This window comes from Mesomycoplasma ovipneumoniae (genome assembly GCF_030012565.1).
Lineage (GTDB): Bacteria > Bacillota_I > Bacilli_A > Mycoplasmatales > Metamycoplasmataceae > Mesomycoplasma > Mesomycoplasma ovipneumoniae_D.
The window spans coordinates 1-23012 of sequence record NZ_CP124621.1 but is presented as its reverse complement, the minus strand read 5'-3'; the positions used below and the strand labels follow the sequence as shown (position 1 = coordinate 23012).

19 protein-coding genes are annotated in these 23012 nt (G+C 29.7%); all 19 read right to left on the bottom strand.

The genetic code is table 4. The features are described 5' to 3' along the window. Positions 1-32: 32 nt before the first annotated feature. Entirely contained in the window at positions 33-3446 is a 3414-nt protein-coding gene (locus QJQ40_RS00095; protein WP_282861281.1) for a P97 family adhesin, read from the bottom strand. Positions 3447-3561: 115 nt separating this feature from the next. Beyond that, on the bottom strand, positions 3562-4962 hold the full coding sequence (gatB, locus tag QJQ40_RS00090; protein WP_282861280.1) for an Asp-tRNA(Asn)/Glu-tRNA(Gln) amidotransferase subunit GatB: 1401 nt from the start codon (positions 4960-4962) through the stop codon (positions 3562-3564). Next, positions 4952-6271 (bottom strand): amidase family protein, encoded by a 1320-nt coding sequence (locus QJQ40_RS00085; protein ID WP_282861279.1) that lies wholly within the window; start codon positions 6269-6271, stop codon positions 4952-4954. The genes gatB and QJQ40_RS00085 overlap by 11 nt, the downstream gene beginning before the upstream one ends. Continuing rightward, entirely contained in the window at positions 6264-6557 is a 294-nt protein-coding gene (locus QJQ40_RS00080; RefSeq protein WP_044284314.1) for a glutamyl-tRNA amidotransferase, read from the bottom strand. The genes QJQ40_RS00085 and QJQ40_RS00080 overlap by 8 nt, the downstream gene beginning before the upstream one ends. A 96-nt stretch (positions 6558-6653) precedes the next feature. Continuing rightward, positions 6654-7505: a pseudouridine synthase family protein gene (locus QJQ40_RS00075; RefSeq protein WP_282861276.1), complete on the bottom strand. Its 852-nt coding sequence runs from the start codon at positions 7503-7505 to the stop codon at positions 6654-6656. A 5-nt stretch (positions 7506-7510) separates the two neighbouring features. Beyond that, the gene (gene fba / locus QJQ40_RS00070; RefSeq protein ID WP_282861275.1) at positions 7511-8374 is read right to left on the bottom strand and encodes a class II fructose-1,6-bisphosphate aldolase; all 864 of its coding nucleotides are present in this window, start codon (positions 8372-8374) and stop codon (positions 7511-7513) included. A 21-nt stretch (positions 8375-8395) separates the two neighbouring features. Further along, positions 8396-8641: a DNA-directed RNA polymerase subunit delta gene (rpoE, locus tag QJQ40_RS00065; protein ID WP_044284293.1), complete on the bottom strand. Its 246-nt coding sequence runs from the start codon at positions 8639-8641 to the stop codon at positions 8396-8398. 3 nt (positions 8642-8644) lie between these two features. Further along, complete coding sequence (gene argS, locus QJQ40_RS00060; protein ID WP_282861272.1) at positions 8645-10249, bottom strand: arginine--tRNA ligase; 1605 nt, start codon at positions 10247-10249, stop codon at positions 8645-8647. Continuing rightward, a complete protein-coding gene (locus QJQ40_RS00055; RefSeq protein ID WP_282861270.1) occupies positions 10233-10979 on the bottom strand; it encodes a nucleotide exchange factor GrpE in 747 nt (248 codons plus the stop codon). The genes argS and QJQ40_RS00055 overlap by 17 nt, the downstream gene beginning before the upstream one ends. Positions 10980-10981: 2 nt before the next feature. Then, positions 10982-11989: a heat-inducible transcriptional repressor HrcA gene (locus tag QJQ40_RS00050; protein WP_044285752.1), complete on the bottom strand. Its 1008-nt coding sequence runs from the start codon at positions 11987-11989 to the stop codon at positions 10982-10984. Positions 11990-12059: 70 nt separating this feature from the next. Next, positions 12060-14087, bottom strand: a complete 2028-nt coding sequence (locus QJQ40_RS00045; RefSeq protein ID WP_282861268.1) for a thioredoxin domain-containing protein — start codon at positions 14085-14087, stop codon at positions 12060-12062. Between the two features lie 119 nt (positions 14088-14206). Continuing rightward, positions 14207-15208: a signal recognition particle-docking protein FtsY gene (gene ftsY, locus QJQ40_RS00040; protein WP_282861267.1), complete on the bottom strand. Its 1002-nt coding sequence runs from the start codon at positions 15206-15208 to the stop codon at positions 14207-14209. A gap of 77 nt (positions 15209-15285) precedes the next feature. Beyond that, entirely contained in the window at positions 15286-15861 is a 576-nt protein-coding gene (locus tag QJQ40_RS00035) for a Panacea domain-containing protein (protein WP_282861266.1), read from the bottom strand. A gap of 95 nt (positions 15862-15956) precedes the next feature. Further along, a complete protein-coding gene (locus tag QJQ40_RS00030; protein ID WP_282861265.1) occupies positions 15957-16931 on the bottom strand; it encodes a DHH family phosphoesterase in 975 nt (324 codons plus the stop codon). Next, entirely contained in the window at positions 16924-17907 is a 984-nt protein-coding gene (locus tag QJQ40_RS00025) for a DHH family phosphoesterase (RefSeq protein ID WP_282861264.1), read from the bottom strand. Before QJQ40_RS00025 ends, QJQ40_RS00030 begins: the two co-directional genes overlap by 8 nt. Before the next feature lie 12 nt (positions 17908-17919). Next, positions 17920-18378, bottom strand: coding sequence for a 23S rRNA (pseudouridine(1915)-N(3))-methyltransferase RlmH (locus tag QJQ40_RS00020; protein ID WP_044284284.1), 459 nt, complete (start codon positions 18376-18378; stop codon positions 17920-17922). Next, on the bottom strand, positions 18378-20237 hold the full coding sequence (mnmG, locus tag QJQ40_RS00015; protein WP_282861263.1) for a tRNA uridine-5-carboxymethylaminomethyl(34) synthesis enzyme MnmG: 1860 nt from the start codon (positions 20235-20237) through the stop codon (positions 18378-18380). The genes QJQ40_RS00020 and mnmG overlap by 1 nt, the downstream gene beginning before the upstream one ends. A gap of 85 nt (positions 20238-20322) precedes the next feature. Continuing rightward, positions 20323-21459, bottom strand: coding sequence for a DNA polymerase III subunit beta (locus tag QJQ40_RS00010; RefSeq protein WP_282861261.1), 1137 nt, complete (start codon positions 21457-21459; stop codon positions 20323-20325). Positions 21460-21623: 164 nt separating this feature from the next. Next, on the bottom strand, positions 21624-23012 hold the full coding sequence (gene dnaA, locus QJQ40_RS00005; RefSeq protein ID WP_282861260.1) for a chromosomal replication initiator protein DnaA: 1389 nt from the start codon (positions 23010-23012) through the stop codon (positions 21624-21626).

Below are 23012 nucleotides of genomic sequence, written 5' to 3'. Positions count from 1 at the left end.
GTCTTTCTACTTTCTAAAAATTATGTGGTTATTTAGCTTGTTGATTCGGTTGTTGGGGATGTTGCTTCTGAACCGTTTGAACTTGTTGATTCTTGAGTCTCTGGTTTAGGTGTTTCCGGTAGTTTTTGAATTCTAATTTGGAAATTAAGTTGAGATTTTTCACTATTTTGGGCAGCAGTTTCGGTAGATTCTGATTCAGTTTGAGCTTTTTTGGTAACTTCAAGGAGAACTATTTTTGTTGTGTCAGGATGGAAAACATCTTTTGTTTCAGATTTAACACTAAGAACTAAATTTGGATCATGTTTTTTAATAATTTCTTGAATTTCTTTAAATTCTTTTGTATCTCCAAAAGCTTTTTTTGAAGATTGACCACTACTTTGGCCGGCAGCTATTTTATCAAATTCAGTTTTTTCATATTGAATCAAAGAATAAGAAGGCGGAATACTTAAAACTGCATTATTTAGGGTCTTTTTTTCTTCAGATTGTTTTTGATCTGTTGTAGAAACTAATATTTTTAAAGCTGTTTTGGGACTTTGATATTCTTCAACCTTAGTTTGTTTATCGAAAATTTTGTAATAATAAGTAAGATTGTATCCTTCAGATCCGCTTGGAATATCGGTTCCTGATGAATAATTTGCTGCACCAGTTTGTTTTTCAAAAACTATTCGATAATCTAAATCTGAACTAACTTTTGCTCAACCTCTAAAATTATTAAGTTCTTTAGCCTTAACATAAAATGCAAGTAATAAATCTTTTAAATTAGTAAGTTTTTCTGTTTTTGTTGAATAAAAAGTTTTTACTAATTCTTCAACAGGTTTTGCGGGTTCTTGAGCTTGACCGGTGTTAGTTGAAACTAGTGTTAAAACTCCGGTATTTGAACCTGAAGTGTTATTACTTTCATTAATTTTCTTAGCGTTATCGCGAATATCTTTGTAGATATCTTCAGTTTGACCTGTTTGTGTTGAGGTGCTTTCTGATGAATCTTGTTGAATTTTTGCTGGACTTATTTTGTTGAGTTCTTCAAAAATTTTGTCATCATCACGGTTATCTTTGAATTTATCAGCAATAGTTTTTGGTAAAAATAGGTTAGAAATTCAACCTCTTTTATCAAAAGTTTTAACATGACCATTAAAATCCAGACCCATAATGTTAGACTCAGGTTTAAATTTTATACTTTCTGCGGTTTTAAAAATGTTACCTTCTTTGATGTCATTTACATTTATTTTTTCATTAGGATTAATTAAGTTTGCTGATTTTGCAATTTCAAAAAGATATTCTAAAATTTCAGTTGGCTCCATGCTTAATAAATAAGCATAAAAAGCAGCAACATCATGCTCGCTTGTGAAAAATTTATCAGATTTTAAAGATTTAATTCCAAATTTTGTGCTTGTTTTATCATCAGATTGAAAATCAGAAAAATCATGTAATTTAGGGAACTTTTGATTTCCTGTTCATGATTTTAGCATTGATTCATGAGAATTAAAATCATATCCATACTGGAACTGATTTGATAAAATTTGCTTTAATTCTTCAGATTTTTGATTATCATTTTCAATTAATTTTTCTAGCTCAGTTTTGGAAATAAATGAAGTTGCGGTTACAATTTTTTCTTCATGAATTTTAGGTTGAGCCGATGAAGCAGCAGAAGTCTGAACTTGTTGAATTTGAGCAGAATTATCTGGTAAAGAATTAATGAAGTAAAAATCTTGACGATTTTTATCAAGTTGATAAGTTGTTCCAGATGTTGTTCCAGCGTTATCTTTGAAATATTTTATTTCAAAAGTTTCTTTTTTTGATTTTAATAGTTTAGGATTTTTATCACCAAAAAAACTTGAATAAAGGTTAATATTTACCGGAATTTCAAGAGTATTTGAGGTTACTTTTGCGCGATTAATATCAAGTTCAAAATCAACTCCTGATACTTTTTTTTGTGAAAAATATGGTGAAAATTCACCAAAATCAAGAGAAATCGGATTTATTAAAAGATTGTCTTCGATTGCTTTTACAACAGATTTAGATTGATCTTTATTTGATTTATAAAGATTTTTATTTATTTTTTCTAAAAATTCTATCGAAGTAGTCGAATTAACGGTAAGTTTGTTGACAAATTCTTCAAAACTTTCGGTTTTTGTTTCAGGAGCAGGGGTTTGTTCTGGTGACTCGGTTTGGGCTTGGTTGTCTTCAGTTCCTTGTGTTTGTTCTTGCCCTTCTTGTTGCCCTTCTTCTTGGAATAATTGGATTGAATTTACTTGCTGAAGTTGTGGCAATGACTCTGAAATTGATGAGGAAGGTAAACTAGCTGCAACATTTGTAGAGGTTTGCGCAATTGTTCCTGGGGCAACTTTAAAATCAAGAAAATTTAATTTTTTGAGTGAAATTTTAGATAAAATATCATCTAAATCAGCAAAATAAGTTGTTTTTTTTGCTTGTTTTTCGGCTGATTCAGAGGTTTTTCCTTCATTATTTGCATCTTGACTTGATTCAGAACCTGAACTAACTTGGGGAACTAAATCAATTTTTTCAAGTAGTTGAGCATCTTCAATATTGAAATTTTTAAGCTCAAATTTTGCATCATCAGTCAATTCAGCCTTAACTAAAAAACTTGGAACTGAATTTGAATCAACTGAAATAAAATTATTTGTTCCAGGATGTTTTTCTAAACTAAAATTGTAAATTGTTCCTTGTTTAAAAGGGAAAGAATTATTTTGATCAAAGTTTAATTCGTTAATTATTTTTTGAAAATCAGGGAAATATTGGGATATTTTTTCAACTGCATCAAGTTGAGTTCCAGATTTATTAATGTCAGCGGCAAAATCCTCAACACGAGTTAAGGATGCAATTTTTTGATCAATTAAATTTGGACTTGAAAAGTTAGAGGTAAAATCTGTTCTTCTTAAGTTTTGGATGTTTTCTTTGAAACTTTTAGTAATTTTTTCTAAATTTGAATTAAATTCGGCAAGAGCAAATTGTGAACGTTGTGCAAATGAAACTTTTTTAGAAATAATTGTTGAAAATGCGGTGTGATTATTATCGATTTGGTGTTTTGCACGAAATTGAAGCTCAAAACTTTGATCATTATCGTTCGGAATTAAGTCAACAAACTCTAAAAATGGTTTATTTGGTGCAAAAGTTGGCTCAAATTTGCGTAATTTGGAGTTAACTTGTGTATAAAAAGATATAAATTTATTTAAATCTGTGCCAGCTAATAATTTTCCACTGTCGTCAAAAAGTTGTGCTTTTATTTGACTATATGTTGTAGAATCATCAAAGACATCGGATTTAAAGGCGACATTTTGGATTCGAGAAACTAAATTTTCTAACTCAGCTCGCGGATTTTCTCCTGTATAGCGAATTCGAGTTACAAGTCCAATCGTTGTCGCAAAAATAGCAACACCACCAACAGCGGTCAGTGCTAATATTAATGAATTTTTGTTTTTTTCGTGCATCCTTTCTCCTTATTTATTTTTGTTTATAGATACATAATTATATCATAAATCGCTGTTTTTTATATGTTTATATGTAATTTTGAGCAAATAAATTCATTTAAAAATGATTTTATTTTTAGAGATTTTTTAGTCACTGAGTTAAAATCAGATTTACTTTTTTAGGATCAGCATTACCTTTTGTTTTTTTGATTAATTTACCTATCAGAATTTTAAATAATTTTTCTTTATTGTTTTTATTTTGCTCAATTTGACTAGTTTCTTCACTAACAAGTTCAGCCAAAAGGCTTTTAATCTCGCCATCAGACAATTTTTTGTCCAAAATTGTTTTTATGATGATCTCGAGATCTAAGTTAGGTTCTTTGTTTTTTATTTCAATTATTTGACGAAAATCACTGTTAGTAATTTGATTTTCTAGCAATTTTTTGACTGATTTTCCAAAAAAATCAGAGTCAATATAAATCTGGTCAAAACCATTTTTGTTAATAATTGGAACTATTTCAGCAAAAAATAATTTTACACTTTGGGATCAATTTTCTGGATTTGAATTTTTTAAAAAAGTTCAAAATTCAAAATTATTTAAAATTTGATTAATATAAAATGCAGAAACACCATGTTTTTCAAGGTTTTTTTGAATTTCTAAAGGACTAAGCGGGACTTGGATAGAGTCAATAAATTCTTTTGTTAATTCGATATAAGGTAAATTTGGCTCAGGAAAATATTTATAATCTATGGCGTCCGTTTTGGTTCTCAGTGTTTGATTTTTTATTAGTTTGTCGTTAAATTTTTTAGTAACTTGAGAAACTTTTTGGCCTTTTTCGTAAGTATGAATTTGCTCTTCAATTTCAAGTTGGGCAGCTTTTTGGATGTTAGAAATTGAATTTATGTTTTTAATTTCAACTTTTGGATTAAAAAATTCTTGATTTTTTTCACGAACTGAAATGTTTATATCAGCCCTGAGTGAACCATTTTCTAGTTTTGCATCAGAAATACCTAAAAATAAAGCTAATTTTCTAATTTCATCAACATATTGAGCAGCTTTTTCGGCCGAATCTAGCATCGGATGAGTCACTATTTCAATCAAAGGAACCCCACAGCGATTATAGTCAAAAAATGTCTGATTTTCTTTATGAATTTGCTTAGCCGTGTCTTCTTCAAGGTGAATTCTTTCAATTAAAACACTAAAATCACCAATATTTATTGAACCATTTTTTCCAATTGGATAAAATTGTTGGGTAATTTGAAAACCTTTTGGCAAATCAGGGTAAAAATAATTTTTCCGGTCAAAAGCTAGTACTGACGGAATTTCCATTTTTAAGGATTTAGCTAAAATTATTGCTTTTTCGACAGCTTTTTTGTTTATTTTTGGCAGTGTTCCAAGATAACCTAAATCAAAAAGATTAAAAAATTTATTAGGTTGACCACTCGAATTTGGCGAATTTGAGAACATTTTTGCCTTTGTGTTAAGTTCTAAGTGAATTTCAACCCCAATAGTTACTAAATATTTATTATTCAACATTAATGTCACCTATTTTTTCTTCAATATAAAGTGAAAAACCTAATAAACTTGCATCAGAGTTAATTTTTGAGTCAATGGCTAGATTAAAAGGTAAATTTTTGTGTTTTCCTAATGGGATTGTTATCGATGGATTTCCGACTAAATTAGAAATTGCAAGTATAAAATTAGTAATTTGGTCACTTTTTTCACTGTTTTTTCCAAAAACATCAGGCGCAACGCCATAAAAAGCAGGGAAAAGTACTATATCAAACTGATTTAAAAGTGATTCATAATAATTTTTAATTAGGGTTCTAATTTTTTTTGCCTTGATGAAAAAATGTTCTTGATTTTTCTGTTCAAGGAAAAAAGATCCTCAAATCAGTCTTTTTTGAAGCATAAAGCCAAATCCGTCTGTCCTTGTTTTTAAGAAAATATCTTCTCATTTTAGATTTTTGTCCGTATTTCCAAAAGTTAAACCGTTTATTGCCGACAAATTTGAAGTAGCTTCTGAATAAGAAATAATTTCATAAACTGGTAAAATTGTTTTTAGCAAATTTAAATCAGGGATGATGTTTTCAACCAAAACACCCTCAGATTGTAAAATGTGCTGTAATTTATAGAGTTTTTCTTTAACATAAGGTTCAATTTCGTCGTCAAAATTTAAGAATAAAACTTTTTTTGGCCTAGTTTTTTCAACTTTTTGAACTTCAACTTCAACAGAAGTTAAGTCATTTTCATCTTGACCAAAAACTGTTTGAGAAACCAAAATTGAATCACTAACATTGTGAGTAAGTCAAGCCACCGTGTCAAGAGAAGTTGCATAAGCAAACAAACCATGACGAGAAACAGCCCCATATGAAGGCTTAAAGCCAACTTTTCCGACAAAACTAGCCGGTCTTCTTATTGAATCACCGGTGTCTGAACCAATTGCAAAATGGACAGAGTCAATTGTTGCCGCACTTCCTGAAGATGAGCCACCAACTAACTTAGTTTTGTCAAGTGGATTTAAAATTTTACCAAAAAAAGAAAAAAGACCTTTACCACCTAGGCCTAATTCGTCGTTATAAACTTTAATTAATGGCTGGGCTCCTTGATCAATTAATTTTTGAAAAACTGTTGAATTATATCCAGGTCTAAAATTAATAAGCGAATTTGATGAGCCATGCGAAACTCCTTCGACGGTGGCAAAATTTGATTTTATGCTAAAAAACATGCCTGATAATATTCCTTTTTTTTGATTTTTTAGTTCAAAAAAAGAAAAAACAGCATTATTTTCATCTTTTTTTAATTTTTCAGTCGCTTGGTCTATATTTAGTTCAAATTTAGTCATCAATCACCTTTTTGGTTATAATTTCATTTTGATCTGCGTGGACTGAATTTGTAAAAAGTTGGGATCTAAAATCAGAAAAATTTGGCTCATCATCGAATAAAATTTCAATTCCTTTTGGAAAAGAGTTGATTTTTTCCAAGCTAGGAACGTCTTTTGTATCAAAAGTATGCAAAAAATTAATTCGTTCTAGCATTTGATCTTTTTCTTGTAAAACGGTTTCAATTACTTTTTCACTAGGAACAAAATAAAGCGATTTTGCAAGTTTGATTATTTTTTCTCTATCCATTTTGCCTCCAATTTTGTTATTTTAATTTATATTAAATTTAAAATTATACTAGAAATTAGGGTTTAATTTGAATTTTAAGTAAAAAATGATGAAAATCTATGGTTTTCATCATTCTGGTTTTGAGACAAATTTTTTCCCGTTTAAATAAGATAAAAAGCCGTCTAAATTATTGAATTTTAAAGAAAATGAATGCAAAAATAAGCGATTTTTCTGCTCGCCGTTGTATTTTTCATCACCAAAAATCGGGAAACCTAAGTGTGATAAAGTTACTCGGATTTGATGTTTTTTGCCAGTATGTAAAATCGCAAAATTCCTGTTGTTTTTAGAAAAAAATGTTGTAGAAATAAGGTGACATCCTACTTCATTTTTACAAACTTCCATTTTTTTATTAAGGTCATTTTTCCTTATAAAAAGATCGGTTTTTATAGGTTTTTTTAGCTTTATCTTTGATTCGAAGGTATAAATTTTCTCAAAAAATTTCTGCTTTTTATTAAGTTCAACAACACTTTTATAGTTAAGTCCGTATAAAATAATTCCAGATGTTTTTTTATCAAGCCGACCAACATGTGAAGGCATAAAAACGTCGGTTTTCTCTAATTTTAAATAATTTCAAACGACCAAATCAAGGTTTCTGTCCCCGCCATGAACCTGTAAATCCTTAGGTTTTTCAACAATTAAAACATTTGAATCTTGATAAATTATTTTTAAATTTGTCTTTATTTTAGGCAACTTTTTTTGATTTTCAACTTCTTTTTTAGAGTTAAAAATCAAAACTCTGTCACCTAAAGCCAGCAAATATTTTTGTGATTCAGCCTTATTATTAACTTTAATTTTTTTATTACGAAAAAGCTTTTGAATTTCGTTGTAATTGAAATTCAAAAGCAATTTTTTGACTAATTGAATAAGTTTTTGGCCTACTTGATTTTCAGATACGCTAAATTCTATCATCCAAATTATGCTTGATTCTCTGAACCAAATTCGACAATTTTAGCCTCAACAAGTTCTTGGATCGCTTTTGTTCCTGGAGCTAATAATTTTCGAGGATCAAAATTTTTACCTTCTTTAATTTTTCCAGAAACAACAAAATCTGTTACAGCAGCTGCGTTGGCCTGTTGAAGTTCGGTGTTTACATTAATTTTTGCAATTCCTAGTTTAATTGCTTTTTGAATTTGATCTTTTGGAAGACCGCTACCACCATGTAAAACTAGAGGAAGTTGAGTTTTTTCAGAAATTTTGTCTAAAACATCAAAGTCCAAAGATTTTCAACTAGGCGGATAAACACCGTGAATATTACCAATTCCGGCAGCTAGGCAGGTAATTCCAGTTTTGGAAATTTCATATGCTTGATCAACATCAGCAATTTCACCATTTCCGACAATTCCGTCTTCTTCGCCACCAATTTGGCCAACTTCGGCTTCAACGGTTGCATTTTTTGAATTTGCAAGTTCAACAATTTCTCTTGTTAGCTCTAAATTTTTTGCAAATTCTTCTCTTGAGCCATCATACATAACTGAAGTAAAGCCTGTCTCAAGAGCTTTTTTGCAAGTTTCAAAACTTCCGTGATCCAAATGAAGCGCAACAGGAACTGTTATTTCTAAAGATTCAATTAAATTTGTCACTAAATTATAAACGGTTTTTAGACCTCCCATATATTTTAGCGCACCTTCTGAGGTCGCGATTATTAAAGGAGATTTTTTAGCTTGCGCACCAAGAAGTGCGGCTTTTGTTCATTCAAGATTATTTATGTTAATATGTGGAATTGCATATTTGTTTTTACGAGCTTTTTCCAACATTGCTTTTGTATTTTGTAGATTCATTTTACACCTTTAAAAAATAAATTAAATTAAAATATCACTTCTAAGGGCTCAGTAATTATTGCCCAAAGCAACAAAACTACCGTCAATTGTTAATAATTTATAGAGCTCGCCTCTTTTTAAAGTTAAAATTTTATCTGTGGATAAATTAGGTAATTGATTTTCTCATTTTGACATCAAGGCCACCTGAACTTCAAGAAAAATGTCGCTAAAATGGGCAGATTCTCGGTTTTTTAGAAAATTTATTGCTATTGAAATTATAGTTTTCATCTTTTAAATCCTTTCTTTTGCCTTTATTCCAAGTAATTTTAATCCATTTTTTAAAACAATTGAGACAGCTTTTGTTAAACATAAAAGATTATTTGTGTCTGAATTATTCAATATTTTTGTATTAGAATAAAAGGAATTAAAGAGGTTAGCTAGTTCTAGTAAATATTTTGGTAGCAAATTAATTTTATAATTTTTTGCTATTTTTAAAACAATTTCCTCAAATTGGTTTAATTTTGAAATTAAATTAGTTTCATTTTCTAATTTAAATGTCTCTAGATTTTTGACATTTAAATTAGATTTAGCCAACAAATTAACCGCACGAGCATGGGCATATTGGATTAAAAACAACGGATTCTGTGAATCTATGCTACTTGCTAAGTCAACATCAAATTCTACAAGCGAATTATACCCCCGTTCAGCAATAAAATAACGAATTGCATCAGCATTTGCAACTTGAAGAAGATCTTTGATTGTAAAAGTTTGCCCTTTTCTTTTGGACATTTTAAATTCTTGGCCGTTTTTTACTAATTTTACAAGTTGATATAGTAAAATTTGCAACTTATTTTCTTGATTAGCAATTTTTAGGGCCGCATTTACACGGTCAACATAGCCAATATGGTCTGCTCCTCAAATATTTATTAAAATTTCGGGCTTAAATTCTGAATTAATTTTGTGTAAATGATAGGCAATATCACTTGAAAAATAAGTGTAGCTACCGCCGTTTTTTATCAAAACGCGATCTTTTTGATCGCCAAAATCTGATGTTTTTAGTCAAAGTGCGTTGTCTTTTTTATATGTAAAACCTATATTTTCAAGGGTTTTTTGAACTTTTCCAGATAAAAATAAATCACTTTCAGACGTGAATTTATCAAATTTAATTGATAAATTTGATAAATCTTTTTTTATTTCAGAAAGAAAAAAATCAAGAGCTTTTTGGCGAAAAATGCTGTAAATTTCAGGGTTTGCAAGACTTGATGATTCAAATTTATTGCCGTATTCCTCAAAAAAATTTTTGGCCATTAAAATAATTTCTTCACCAAGATAAGCTTCTTCTGGAAGAGGAATATCTTTAAAAATTTGTTGATAACGGGCAAAAACTGAAGAAACTAATTTGTCAATTTGAGACCCAAAATCATTTACATAATACTCGCGAAGAACAGAATTACCTGAAAATTCAAGAATATTTGACAAAATATCACCAATAACAGCGCTTCTGAGATGACCAAGGTGTAAAAATCCCGTTGGATTAGCGGAAACAAACTCGACATTTATTTTTTTTGACAAAAAACTTCGACCAAAATTTTCATTTTGATCGATTATTTTCTTAACAATTTTTGAATATTCTGTTTTGGAAACAAAAAAATTTAAAAATCCAGGTGAGGCTATCTCGATTTTTTCAAGACCTAATTCTTGCTGGTTTAGTCAGTTTTTAATTTTTTCTGCAAGTTCTAAAGGCTTTAACTTGTTCTGCTTTGAAAAAATTAAAGCCACATTTGTGCTAAAGTCACCAAAATTTTTTGATTTTTCAACTATTATCTTGGTTTTATCAAAAATCAAATTATTTTTGATAAAAAATTCGGATATTTGGTTACTAATTTTTTTGTTCATTTGTGTTTCCAACAACTACAAGCGCTGTTTTTACAACCCGATCATGAAGTTTGTATCCAATTGAAATTATGTCAGAAATTTTATCTTTTTCTCCATCAGAAACTTCATAAACTTCGTGTACTGAAGAATCAAAAAAACCACCTATTTCAGGCACTATTTTTGTTATTCCAAAATTTTCCATAACATTTTCAATTTGACCAACAAGCATCTCAAATCCTTTTACATATGAAGAAGTTTCAGGATTTTCTGTGTTTAGACCATATGAAATTGCTTTTTTAAGGTTTAAAAATGGTGAAATAAACTCTTCAAAAAAGGGTTGTAAGCTGTATTTTTTTATGTGATTTTGGTCGTTTTCAAATTTAGCTTGAAGTTCAGATTTAATATCTTTGACTTTTTGAGCAGCTTTTTCCTCGAAAATTTTGACTTGAGATTTAAAGTCATCCTCAATTTTTTTGATTTTGTCTTTTAATTTTAAGGACTCAATTTCAAGACTGATGTTTTTTGTGGTTAGCGATTGAATTTGATTTTCAAGGTCTTTTAGTTTAGATTCCTTTTTTAAAAAACGACGTGATTTTTTGCTATTTTTTTCATTGTTTTCTGATTCGGTTTCTATTTTTTGGGCTGAATTTTCAAGGTTATTTTCGACTGACTCACTAGAAATTTTTTCAGATTCTTGTTGTTCACTGTTGTTTAGATTAGTTTTTTTATCTTCAGAATTCTCAAAAATCATTATTATTCCTTTCTATTTTTGTTTTTATTTGATAGAAAATCTTCTAAAAGTTTTATGCCTGTTCGTGCTGCAGAATAATTAATTTTTTTCGTTGATCCTATCATGCTAATTTCCTTGATTGCAAAGGATTTTTCAAGTTTTTTTGAGATAAATGAGGTTTCAGGCGATTCAATACTGATTTTTAAGGTTTCATCTTCAGTTGTAGTTTTTTCGTCTAGCATTTCTCAAATCGACTTTTTTTCAATCAAATTAAGCAAATCAACAAGTCTGGTTCTAGAAATTTCGCTATCTAAGATTAACATATTTTTATTATAAACGTCTGATTTATTTTGGATTTGGAAGTTAAAAATTTTATGTATAAAATGGTGCAAAAGTTCATCGCTATGTTTAATTTGTTTTTCTAATTCTTGTTTTAAAATGATTAATTTTGATGAAACTTCCGCTAATGGAGTATTTATTAGCCTTTGTTGAAATAGGCGAATTGCAATTTTGACATCCTGCAGAGAAATTGAAGGCGAAAATGTGATTTTTTTATTTTCAACACTTCCACTAGAGCTAACAACGACAACAATTCCTTCATTTTGTGATATTTGCGTCAAATTTATTGACATTAAACGGTCATTTTCGTTGCTCGTTGTGGTAATTATTGTGGTGCCAACAGATTCAGAAATCAAATTAAAGGCTTCAGAAATTGTATTTTCAATGCTGACACGTCGGCGGGCAAACAAGTCTTTTAGTTTATTTGCTAAAATTTCGTTTTCGTCGAATGACAAAAATTCAGCATAGTACTGAAATCCCCTCAATGTTGGAATTCTACCGCTTGAAATGTGAGGTTTTTCCAAAAAACCTTCTTTTTCAAGTTGATTCATTACCATTCTAAGGTGTGAAGAGGATTTTTTTATGCTGTAATTTTGTTTTAAAGCGTTTGAACCAATTGATTCTCCGGTTTTAATAAAATTTTCAACTATCTGCTTTAAATATTTTTCTTTTTTAGCATCTAACCTTGACATTGTTGTTAAATTATAACAAAAAAACTGAAAAATAATTAATTTTAGTAGTGTGAAAATTTAAATTTTGCGCTTATTTTTTTAGGGCTTCTTCAATTGTTTCAATCAGTAATTCTGCTGGAGCGTATTCAAATTTTTTGAAAATTGGCTTACCGTCTTTGAAAACGAAGTGAGTTGGCACAAAAAGAACTTCGTATTCAGTGTCTTTTTTTCTAAATAATTGCGCTTCTTCTGCATTAACCTGAATTAATTTTACATCTGTTCTATTTTTAAAATACTCAGAAAGTTCTTCATTAACAGGTTCTTGCATTTTGCAATCACCACACCAGTCAACCGCAAATTCTAAGTAAACAACACCAGTTTTAATTTCTTCCTGGGCGTCTTTTCATAGCATTTTTTTCATTTTTAGCTCCTTTTCTTCTGGATAAATGTTATGAATTATAACAGAAACATTGGGTTCTTTATCAAAAATACGGAAAATCTTTTTTTTGATATTTTTTTGAGTTTTTTGTTGTAATTCTTTCAAAATTTTATCATTTATTTTCTTAATATTCGAAAAATTATCAAAAATAATTTTTCGAATTATCTCGTGATATGATTCACGATTTTCACGGCTTAAGATTCCATGATCAGTTATTTCAACTTTTGAAACAATCTTTTTTAAAACAGGATTGAACAAAAAGGAAACAATTATTAAGCCGTCTTGAGACAGTGATTCACGCTCTTTTAGCACTTCAAAAGAAACATCGCCAATTCCGTAGCCCGAAATATAAATTTCATCTTGACCTTTTGTTAATTTTTTACGTGAAAATAAATTTCCGTCAATAAAATTAGCTATTCTTTTATTTTGCAAAATAATTGTGTTTTGCCTGTTTATTTTATTATTAGCGGCAATGTTTGAAGCAACAACTAAATATCGATAAAGTCCTTGAATTGGAATAAAATATTTTGGCTTAAGAAGGTCAATCATATCAGAAATATCTTCTTTATATGGGCGTGCTAGTCCAAAATCTGATTCAGAAATATCGACTATATTTGTTACAGATTTAGCAATTTGGTCTAAAACTTTAGCATAAAGTTGCTCCATCCCGTTAATTGGAGGGGTTAACATAATTACATAATCTGACTTTTTAAGTTTAAAATAGGCATCATCATTCTGAAGAACACGGTTAAATCGGTGACAAATTCTCTCTGGACTAGATGTTATTAAAACAACAGAATTTTTTTGTTTGTTTGCAAATTTATAGTCAAAAAAAGTTGGCAAACTCTTTATTTTATTAGTTGTTAATTTGTCAAGCTTATAAATCATGTCGTATAATTTGTCATATTTTTTCCCATAAGCCGTAATTTGCCTGTTGAATTTCTGGGCCAAATCTATGATTTCCTGAATCGAAACCATTTCTTCATCATAAGCTGAAACGACAATTCGCGAATTTTTATCGGCTTGCAGGAAACTTTTTTCAAGAAAAGATTTAGCAAAAAGCTTATTCATTGCTTTCCCAGGCACATTAGACTTACCTGAATCAGAGATAAACATTAAAACACCTTTTGGGTTCTGGCTAACTTTTTTGATTAAGTCAAAATTAGTTTCACCATAAACACCTAAATTTCCAACGACATAATTGGACATAAAAACAATCGATCCATCCTCGGTTTGAAAGCAAAAACCGATTGAACCGGGCATCGAACCTGCGACCGAAAAGGGAATTATAGTTATTTTTTCACTAATTTTTAGCTCAGATATTATTGGTTTTATCTCAAAAGTAGCATCTTCAATATTATATTTGCTCATTCGGTCAAGAATTAGCGCTTTAGTGAAAAAAGAGCTATAAATCGTTACATTTTTTAGTTTCATAACTAGCCAAGGGATTCCTGAAAATGATTCATTTTTGGCGTCAGTTATAAAAACACCTTTTATTTTATGCTTGTTTTCTTCAATATAAGTGTAATCTGGAATAATTGTATCAACACCAACTGAACTATCAAGCGGAATTTTAGCACCTGCGTTTATAACAAAAATATCGTCATCGATTTCTAAAATATAGCAATTTTTTCCGTTTTCATCTTGGCCGCCTAGTGCAAAAAAACTAATTTTAGCCATAATTTCCTTTTAATTTTTATTTTATTTATGTGAATTTTTCACATAAGGTTTATCTATTTTTTAACATTTTTAATTATTATTTTTGCAAGGTCATCAAATCTAAAGATTTGTCAAAATCCTTAGATTTGATATTGATTTTTTACTCCCTTAGTGATTGCAAAAATAAATAAATCTAGATCAAACGGCTGTAAGTCATCCATTCCTTCGCCCAAACCAACTAATTTTACACTGATATTAAGTTGATCTTTGATTGAAAAAACGATTCCACCTTTACTTGTGCCGTCCATTTTTGTTAAAATTATACCAGAAATTGGAGTTGCTTTTGTAAATATTTCAGCTTGAGAAACCCCGTTTTGACCGGTTGTTGCGTCAATTACCAAAAGTGATTCATGAGGCCCGCCTGGTATTTTTTGAGAAATTATTTTGTTAACTTTTGCTAATTCTTGCATTAAATTGACGTTATTTTGTAGTCTTCCGGCTGTATCAATCAAGACCAAATCCATTTTTTCTTTTATTGCAAAATCCAGGCCGCGAAAAACTACAGAGCCTGGGTCTTTTTCGTTAGTTGCCGGTTTTACAATTGAAGCGCCGACTCTTTTAGCTCATATTTCAAGTTGTTCAACAGCGGCCGCTCGGAAAGTATCTGCTGCAATAATTAAAACTTTTTTACCTTCAAGCACAAATTTGCGGGCTATTTTAGAAATTGAAGTTGTTTTTCCTGAACCATTAACACCAGAAATTAAAAAAACATTAATTCTGTCCGGTTTTACGTTCAAATTTATATTAACAATTGACCGGTTTGAATAAATTGTGTACATTTTATCCATAATAATTTCGGTAATTAACTCAGGATTATCAATGTTGTGAAAACGAACTTCATCTTTTAGTGCGTTTATTATTGTGTTTACAAAATTTGGAGAAATATCTGACATTATTAGTATTTCTTCAAGTTCATCAAAAAAATCATCATCAATCTTGATGTGTTTTTTTTGAAGTTGAACAATTTGATTCAAAAAAGAAAGTCTAGATTTAGACAAACCAGCCACGTATTTATCTAAATTAGCGGCTTTTTTTTCTTTTGAACCAAAAATTTTTTCTTTGATTTTTTGAAAAAAAGACATTTTGTGGTTCCTATAATTTTCAATAAATATATTATAAAATATAAGGGGTTTTAATTTTTTATTAAAAGTTAAAAAAATTAAAAATCGTTTTTTAGCACATCTATTTCGCTGTCTTCGAGTATTGTTTCGTTAAGAATAATTTTGCTTGTTGGATTTGACAAGGCGGTTTTGTATGATTTTTGTTTGTATGACAAGTTCATTAATTCGTTTGGACGCATTTTTTTCAACCGTTCAAAAACAAAGACAAAACAGTCTCACCGTTTTTCTTGGCCCTCTATTTTTTGTTCTTCAGTAAAAGTTTCGCCATAATCGTGACTAAAGTCTTTCAAAAAATCGTTTTTTAATATGCCTTTGAATTCGTCAATTATATCATTTCTGTGATAATCTAAAATATCCTCGAGATTATAAGAGGTATTTTTAGGTGTCTGAAGGCTAAAAAATTGAGTTTTTAAAACTGTTCATGAAACAGGTCCATACTTGTACGACTCAAAATCATCAGAAAAAAACGGTTCATTATAAAGTCTATAAAATTTTCAGTGCGTAAATCATAGTATTTTTTGAACTCAAGTTCGATAAAGTTCTGTTTCTCCGCTGTCGACGTGATAAAGTGCAAATAAATAATTTAAAAATTTTTTAATATCAATCCCATTCATAACAACCCCCATGGTGTGTTTGTGAATATTAATTTTTTTATGGTTTTTAGCCAAAAAATGGAAAAATTTAGTATTTTTGTCTTACTTTTTCCTTTTTAACTCAAAAAATTAGCTTTTCATTCTTCGTATTCTGTTTGACAATCGTGAACTAATAAATCTAATTTTTCAAGGTTTTCAAGAATAGTTCCTGAAGCATTAAGGTGACCGCCCCCGCCTCATTTTAGGGCAATTTTTTGAACATTTGGGCCTGCTGATCGAAATTCAACGCGTCATGAATTTTGAGTTTCTTGAACTAAACAGAGTCAAATTTTGTAATCGTCAATGTTTGCCAATAAATTTGGTCTAACTGAATTTTGTGAATTTTTTTGTAGTTTTTGCTGTTCTTCAATGGATAAAGTGTAATAAATTACATTTTTGTAAGTTTTTTTATTAGCAAAAATGTAACTATCAAATTCAAGATCAGATAATCTTTTGGCATTTAATTTTTCATGAATTTTTGAAAAATTAAATCCAGTTTCAAATAAAACTGCGCTTAAAAAGTGAGTTCGCGCTGATGTATTTTTATATAAAAAGCGTCCAGAATCTGTGTAAATTCCAAGATAAATGAGTTCAGCTGATCTTTTTGAAATTTTTCAGTTTAATTCATGCGCTAAATCTGCAATTTGTTCACAAGCGGCAATATAAGTCGGGTCAACTCAGCGATAAGCTTCGCCTAAATCATCCTCATTTGGGTGATGATCAATTCTCAAAATTGATTTGAATCGAATTTGCTCAAATAAATGAGCAAATTCGATGCGATTTTTAAAGTTTGCATCGACAATTATGGCCAAGGATTTTTCCAAAATTTCTTTTTCAGGCACTGAATCTTCTTTTAAATCTAAAAAGGAGAATGATTTCTTAAAATCTCCGATTGCAAAAACTTGCTTATCTGGGAAATTTTCTAAAATAAGTGATTTCAAACCGTTTTGAGCACCAAGACAGTCTCCGTCAGGTCTAATGTGGTGAAAAATCACAATTGAGTCGTGATTTTCGATGAGATTTTTAATTTCTGTTGCTATTTTTTTATCCATTACGTGTAAAACCTTCAGCTAATTTTTCTAGTTTTTCTAGTATTTCGCTAATATTTTGATTAATTTTTTCATTATTATCTAAGTTAATTCCAGCAGCAAAAGGGTGACCGCCTCCGCCATATTCGGCCGCTATTTTATTAATAACTGGGCCATTTGAACGAATTCTAACTCGAATTTGGTTTTCATATTCAATTAAAAACAGTCAAATCAAGGCATCACCTATATTTGACAAAAGATTAACTGCTGAAACTTGACTTGAAGACAAGTTGAATTTTTCCTGTTCGCTTTTTGAGACATAATGTCATAAAACCTTGCCTTTTTTGTTGTAATTTCCTAAAACATGTGCTTGAAAAGCGACTTCATTTTCAGCTCTTTGAGCCAAAAGGCGATTTAATTCGCTAAAATCAAAATTAGTTTTCATTAAAAAAGCTACAATTTCAAAGGTTCTTGCTGTTGTTGAAGGAAAAGCAAAACGACCTGAATCTGTTAAAATTCCTAAATAAACAAAAAGTGCAATTTCTTCATCAATTTGTCATTTTTCTTCTTTTAAAATGAAGCCAATCATTTCAGAAGCGGCACAAAAAGTTGGATCAATTCAAGTTTGATTGTAAATTTCTTCCTCTTTTTCAGGGTGATGGTCAATTTTAACTCTTGTTTTGAATTTAGAATTCAAGAAAAAGTCTAATTCTTGAATTCTATTAATATCAGCAGTATCGACTGTAATCGCAAGTGAATTTTCAAAAAATTCGCTTGGAATTGAATCTTCATTATCAAAATGAAAATTTAAAAAATCAAATTCTTTGTTGTTATCTCCAATTAAAAAAACATTTTTTTGGGGAAAATTTTTTTTAATTGCTTTTGCAAAACCTTGTTGAGCTCCAAGACAGTCTCCATCAGGTCTAATGTGGTGAAAAACAAAAATATTGTCGTGTTTTTTAATGTTTTTTATTATTTCTAAGTATGGTTTTAAGTTCATTTTTTCCTTTTTTTAGTCATCATGGTGGTACTTTCGATTATATTTTATAGAAAGTCCGCGATAAATTTGTTCTAGAAGTACAAGTTTGAAAATTCTATGGGGGAAAGTAATTTTACCAAATGATAAAAGCCTAATATTTGGTACTTTTTCAAGAATTAGCGCTTCATCAACACCCCTTGAACCGCCGATTATGAGGCAAATATTTGCTGAGTTTAATAGTTGTGAAAATTCTGGGCTAGAAATAGTTTGACCACGCTCGGTAAAAAGAAAACAGCTGTAATTTTTCGGTATTTTTTCTAAAATTAGCTTTGTTTCAATAGTTTTTTTTAAACTTATGTTTTCATTTTGACTTTCACTAAGATTAATTAAATCAACCTGGTATTTAAATTCTTTAATTTTATTGATTTCTTTTTGATATAAAACTGAAAAATCTCTAGAATTGCTTCCAAAGCCAATTATTAAAATTCTCATTATGTTTTTGCTTCTTTTTGCATTTTTAAAAGATTAAGATGAAATAAAAGCATTTGAATATCTGCCGGATTTACGCCGCTAATTCTACTTGCTTGGCCAATAGTTTTTGGTCTAACTTTTGAAAATTTATCAAGTGCTTCAGTTGATAAATTAGCAACTTTTTGATAATTTATATCTGTTGGAATGAGTAAATTTTCAAGTCTAATCATTTTTTCGGCCTCAGAATTTTGCTTTTGAATGTAGCCTTTTAAACGAGAAATGACCATTAACTCATAGCCATATTCAAAATCGGACAAAATATCTTTAAAATCAACATCAGGTCGAGAAATTAATTTTAACTTTGAAATTCCAGTTTTTATACCGTATTTTTTTGCCAACGGATCTTTTGGCGACAAAAAATCTTTAGAAAGTTTTTCTATTTTTTTGTCGATTTTTTTGTATTTTTCTTTAACTTTTAGGTAATAGTCTCTTGAAATCATGCCAGAAATAAAAGCATATTTTAACATTCTGATATCAGCATTATCATTTCGAAGAATAAGTCTATATTCTGCTCTTGAAGTTAGCATTCGATAAGGTTCTTTTGTCCCTTTTGTCACTAAATCATCAATTAAAACGCCGATATAGCCGTCATTTCGCAAGATTTCAATCGGTTTTTTCTTTAAAATAAATTGTCCAGCATTAATTCCAGCGACCAAACCTTGGGCCGCAGCCTCTTCATATCCGCTAGTTCCGTTAATTTGACCGGCCATAAAAAGCCCTTTTATTTTTTTAGTTTCTAAACTTTTTTTCAATTCAAGCGGATTAATTGCATCGTATTCAATTGCATAGCCATATTTTGCAATTTTTGCATTTTCTAGACCAGGGATTGTTTTAATAATTTGGTCTTGAACTTCTTCGGGCATTGAGGTCGAAAGGCCGTTTATGTACATTATGTCTTGTTTTTTTGTTTCTGGTTCAAAAAATATTTGGTGTCTAGGTTTGTCAGAAAAACGGACAATTTTATCTTCAATCGAAGGGCAATAACGAGGTCCAACTCCCAAAATTAAGCCTGAATACATCGAAGATTTGTCCAAATTCTCATTTATTATTTGGTGTGTTTTTGAGTTTGTGTAAGTCAAATAACAGGAAATTTGTTTTTTTAGTTTGTGTTTTGACTGAAACGAAAAATTTATATTATAAAGTGGCAAAACTTCACGTTCAACTTTTGAAAAATCAATAGTCGAAGTAAGAATTCTTGGCGGAGTTCCTGTTTTGAGTCGCTGCAATTCAAAGCCGAGTTTTTTTAGGTTATTTGACAGTAAATTTGAGGTTTCTTGACCATCAGGCCCGCTTGAGATAGACGAAGAACCGCGAAGAACCTTTGAATCCATGTAGGTTCCGGTGGTTATAATTACGCTTTTTGCAAAAAAAACAGCCCGTTTTTTTGTTTTTAGTCCAAAAATACGGTCTTTTTCAACCAAAAGTTCAGTTACTAAATCTTCAAAAATAGTCAAATTATGCTGCTCTTTTAGATCTTTTAGGATAATTTTTGAATATTTTTCCTTGTCAATTTGTGCCCGCATTGCTAAAACGGCAGGACCTTTTGACTCATTTAAATACTTAATTTGAATCATAGCAGCATCAGAAAATTTAGCCTGAACACCACCAAGAGCGTCAATTTCTCGAGTTATTATCCCTTTAGCAGGCCCGCCGATTGCTGGATTACACGGCATTGATGCTAATTTTTTTTTATCAAGTGTTATCAGCGCGACTTTAAAACCTTTTTTTAAAAGTGCATAAACCGACTCAATTCCGGCATGACCACCACCAACTACAATTGCATCAAACTCTAAACCACTTTTATTTTTTTCTTTTGACATTTTAGACTTTCTAATTCAATTAATTAAAAAATTATACTATATTTTTAGCTGTTTTTATTGATTTTTTCAAATAGAAAATCGCCTTTTACACAAGAATTAGACCAATAAGTTGACTAGTTTCTGGACGCTCAGGTGATTTTATGAGCATTTTTGTCTTTTTGTTATTTATATAAATTTCAATAATATTGTCAAAAACAGAAATTGCGTCTTTCAGGTAACGATAATTGACATTTATTTCGACAAATTCAGGATCATACTCGCCAGAATTAGCAAAAATTGGATTCATTTTAAAGTCAATAACATTTTTTGTTGAAACATTAGATTGACCTGAATCTTGTCGTGAAATGAAACCTTTTAATTCAGTTTTTGACATTGTAAGATTAATTACATTATCTTTTCCGGGTGAAATTATCGTAGTTTTATCAATTAGATCGATAATTTCGCGCTTTTTTATAGAAAAGAAATATAAAATTTCATCTTTTTTTGGCAAAACATTTGAAATATCTTTGTAGTCTATTGTCAAAATTCTTGACTGAATAGTTAAATTATCGTAAATGTAGCTAATTTTTGTAGGTTCAATATTTAATTCAATGTCTGAATCGAGCTCTGGAGGTATAAAATCTTTCAAATTTTTAGCATTTACAGAGATATTTATTTTACTTTGGTTAAAAATTTCAATTTTTTCTGAGGCAAATCTAGTTGTGTCTGTTGCTGAAAAAAATAAATAACCTGAATCAGAACTAAGATTTATCGCCGATAAAACGGGTTGAGAAGGGTTGTTTGTCGTTGCAAAAGCTGTGTTTTTTACGGCTTTTTTGAAGTTTTTTGCATTTACAATTAATTTTATCCCTTTTTGTTCAAAGTCAATTTCTGGAAAAAAACTAGCATTAATAAGACTTTTTGTAAATGAAGCTTCTTCTCATGAAACAATTAGTTCGTTACCTTTTAATTCAAAGCTAATTTCTGAGTCACATTTTTTTATAACATCGCGTAAAAAAAATCCATCAATTAAACAAAAACCGACATCAATTATTTCAATTAAATTTTCTTTTTCGATAAAAACTTTATAAGAAAGTTCGCTATTTGTCGATATTATAAACAAACCTCCTCTTGTTAATTTCATAAAAAAAGAGCTCAGTGGAGAATTATTGTGACTAAGAATTGCTACTTGCATTCTTTCGATTTGTTTTTCAATAATGTTCTTTTTAATTCTAAATTTCATTTTTACTCCTTGCAAAATAAATAATAAATTTAGTTTAGTTAAGTTTTGTTAAGTTAGGTTATGTTTAGTTTAATAAAAATTATAATAAGTTTGTTTAAAAGTCAAAAAAAACAAAAAATCTTTAATTTATAGTGTTTTTTGCCAAAAAACAGTGTTAATTTCTATTATTTTTTATGTTTAAAACTTCAATTTAAATGTTTATATATTTGATTTAAGGCCAACTCTAATTCGTGATTGTTGCTTTGTTTTAAATCATCAATTTTTCTAAGTGTAAAAATTATTGTCGAGTGCTTTCTGTTGTTGAAAAATGACCCAACCTCATTGTGAGTTAAATCGAGAATATTTTTAATTAATCAAATGGCGATGTCACGGGCATGAACTATATTTTTGTCTCTTTTTTCACTTTTTATATCGTTGACAGGAATTCCGTAATATTTAGAAACGCTCTGAATTATTAAATCAGGAGTGATTATTTGTTCGGTTTCATGTTTTTCTACAAAAATTTCAAGCATTTTTTGCTTGTCAAAATAAATTTCGGTCTGAAATTTAATTCTATTTGTTTGAATGTAGAAAACAATTGACTTTAGCGCACCCTCAAGTTCCCTAATTGAATTTCGAAAGTGTTTTGAAAGAAATTCAAGCGCTTCGGTTGTCCAAATGTGTTTGTCCAAATTTTGCTCGCGCAATTTGTGCGTAAAAATCCGCAAAAAATCCTCTTTTTTTGGCTTATTTAACTTTATATGCAAACCTGAACCAAACCTTGTGATAAATCTTTCTTCAAAACCACCTAATAAAGAAGGCGATTTATCCGACGTAATAATCACAGTTTTATCATTTTCAATAAATTTGTTCAAAATTTCAAGAGCGACTATTGAAGTTTGGTGTTTATGCCCTAAACCTTGAATGTCATCAAATAAAAAAACGTCAACTTGATTCAGTCATTCTAAAAAATCACTGATTTTATTGCTTTCACCGTTTTGCATTCAACCGGTTATGCAACTTATAAACTTATAATCATTAATGTAGAAAACTTTTTTACCTTTTTCAGCCAACAAATTCCCGATGGCATTAATAAAGTGAGTTTTCCCTATTCCTGAGGGTCCTGAAATAAAAATGGGCGAAAAATTGAGCTTTGTGTCGCTTATAATCGAATCGTAAATGCTAAAAATCTGAAAATTATAGTTAGACCTTATAAAGTTTTTAAAGGTAAATTTATTCAAAAAATTGTTTATTTTAAAGCTGCAGTACTTGTTTTTTATAGTAAAATCATGTGCTTGTTTAGGTTTTGCTATATAATTATTTTCATTATTAAAGGTTAAAACCTTAGAAATTTCAAGGTTAAAAATCGCTTTTTCGACAGTATCAATTCACCGGGAAATAACTTCTTGTTTTGCAATTTGGTCCGTAAAATCAACGATAATTTCGTTTTCGGTCTCGTTTACCACAAAAATTGTTTGAAAAAAATTGTTGTAAACCATTTTGTCATTTAATAGGTTTTCAATTTGTTGCCGAAGTTCCTGGGTTCTGATTTTTATATTACTATTTGCATTCAT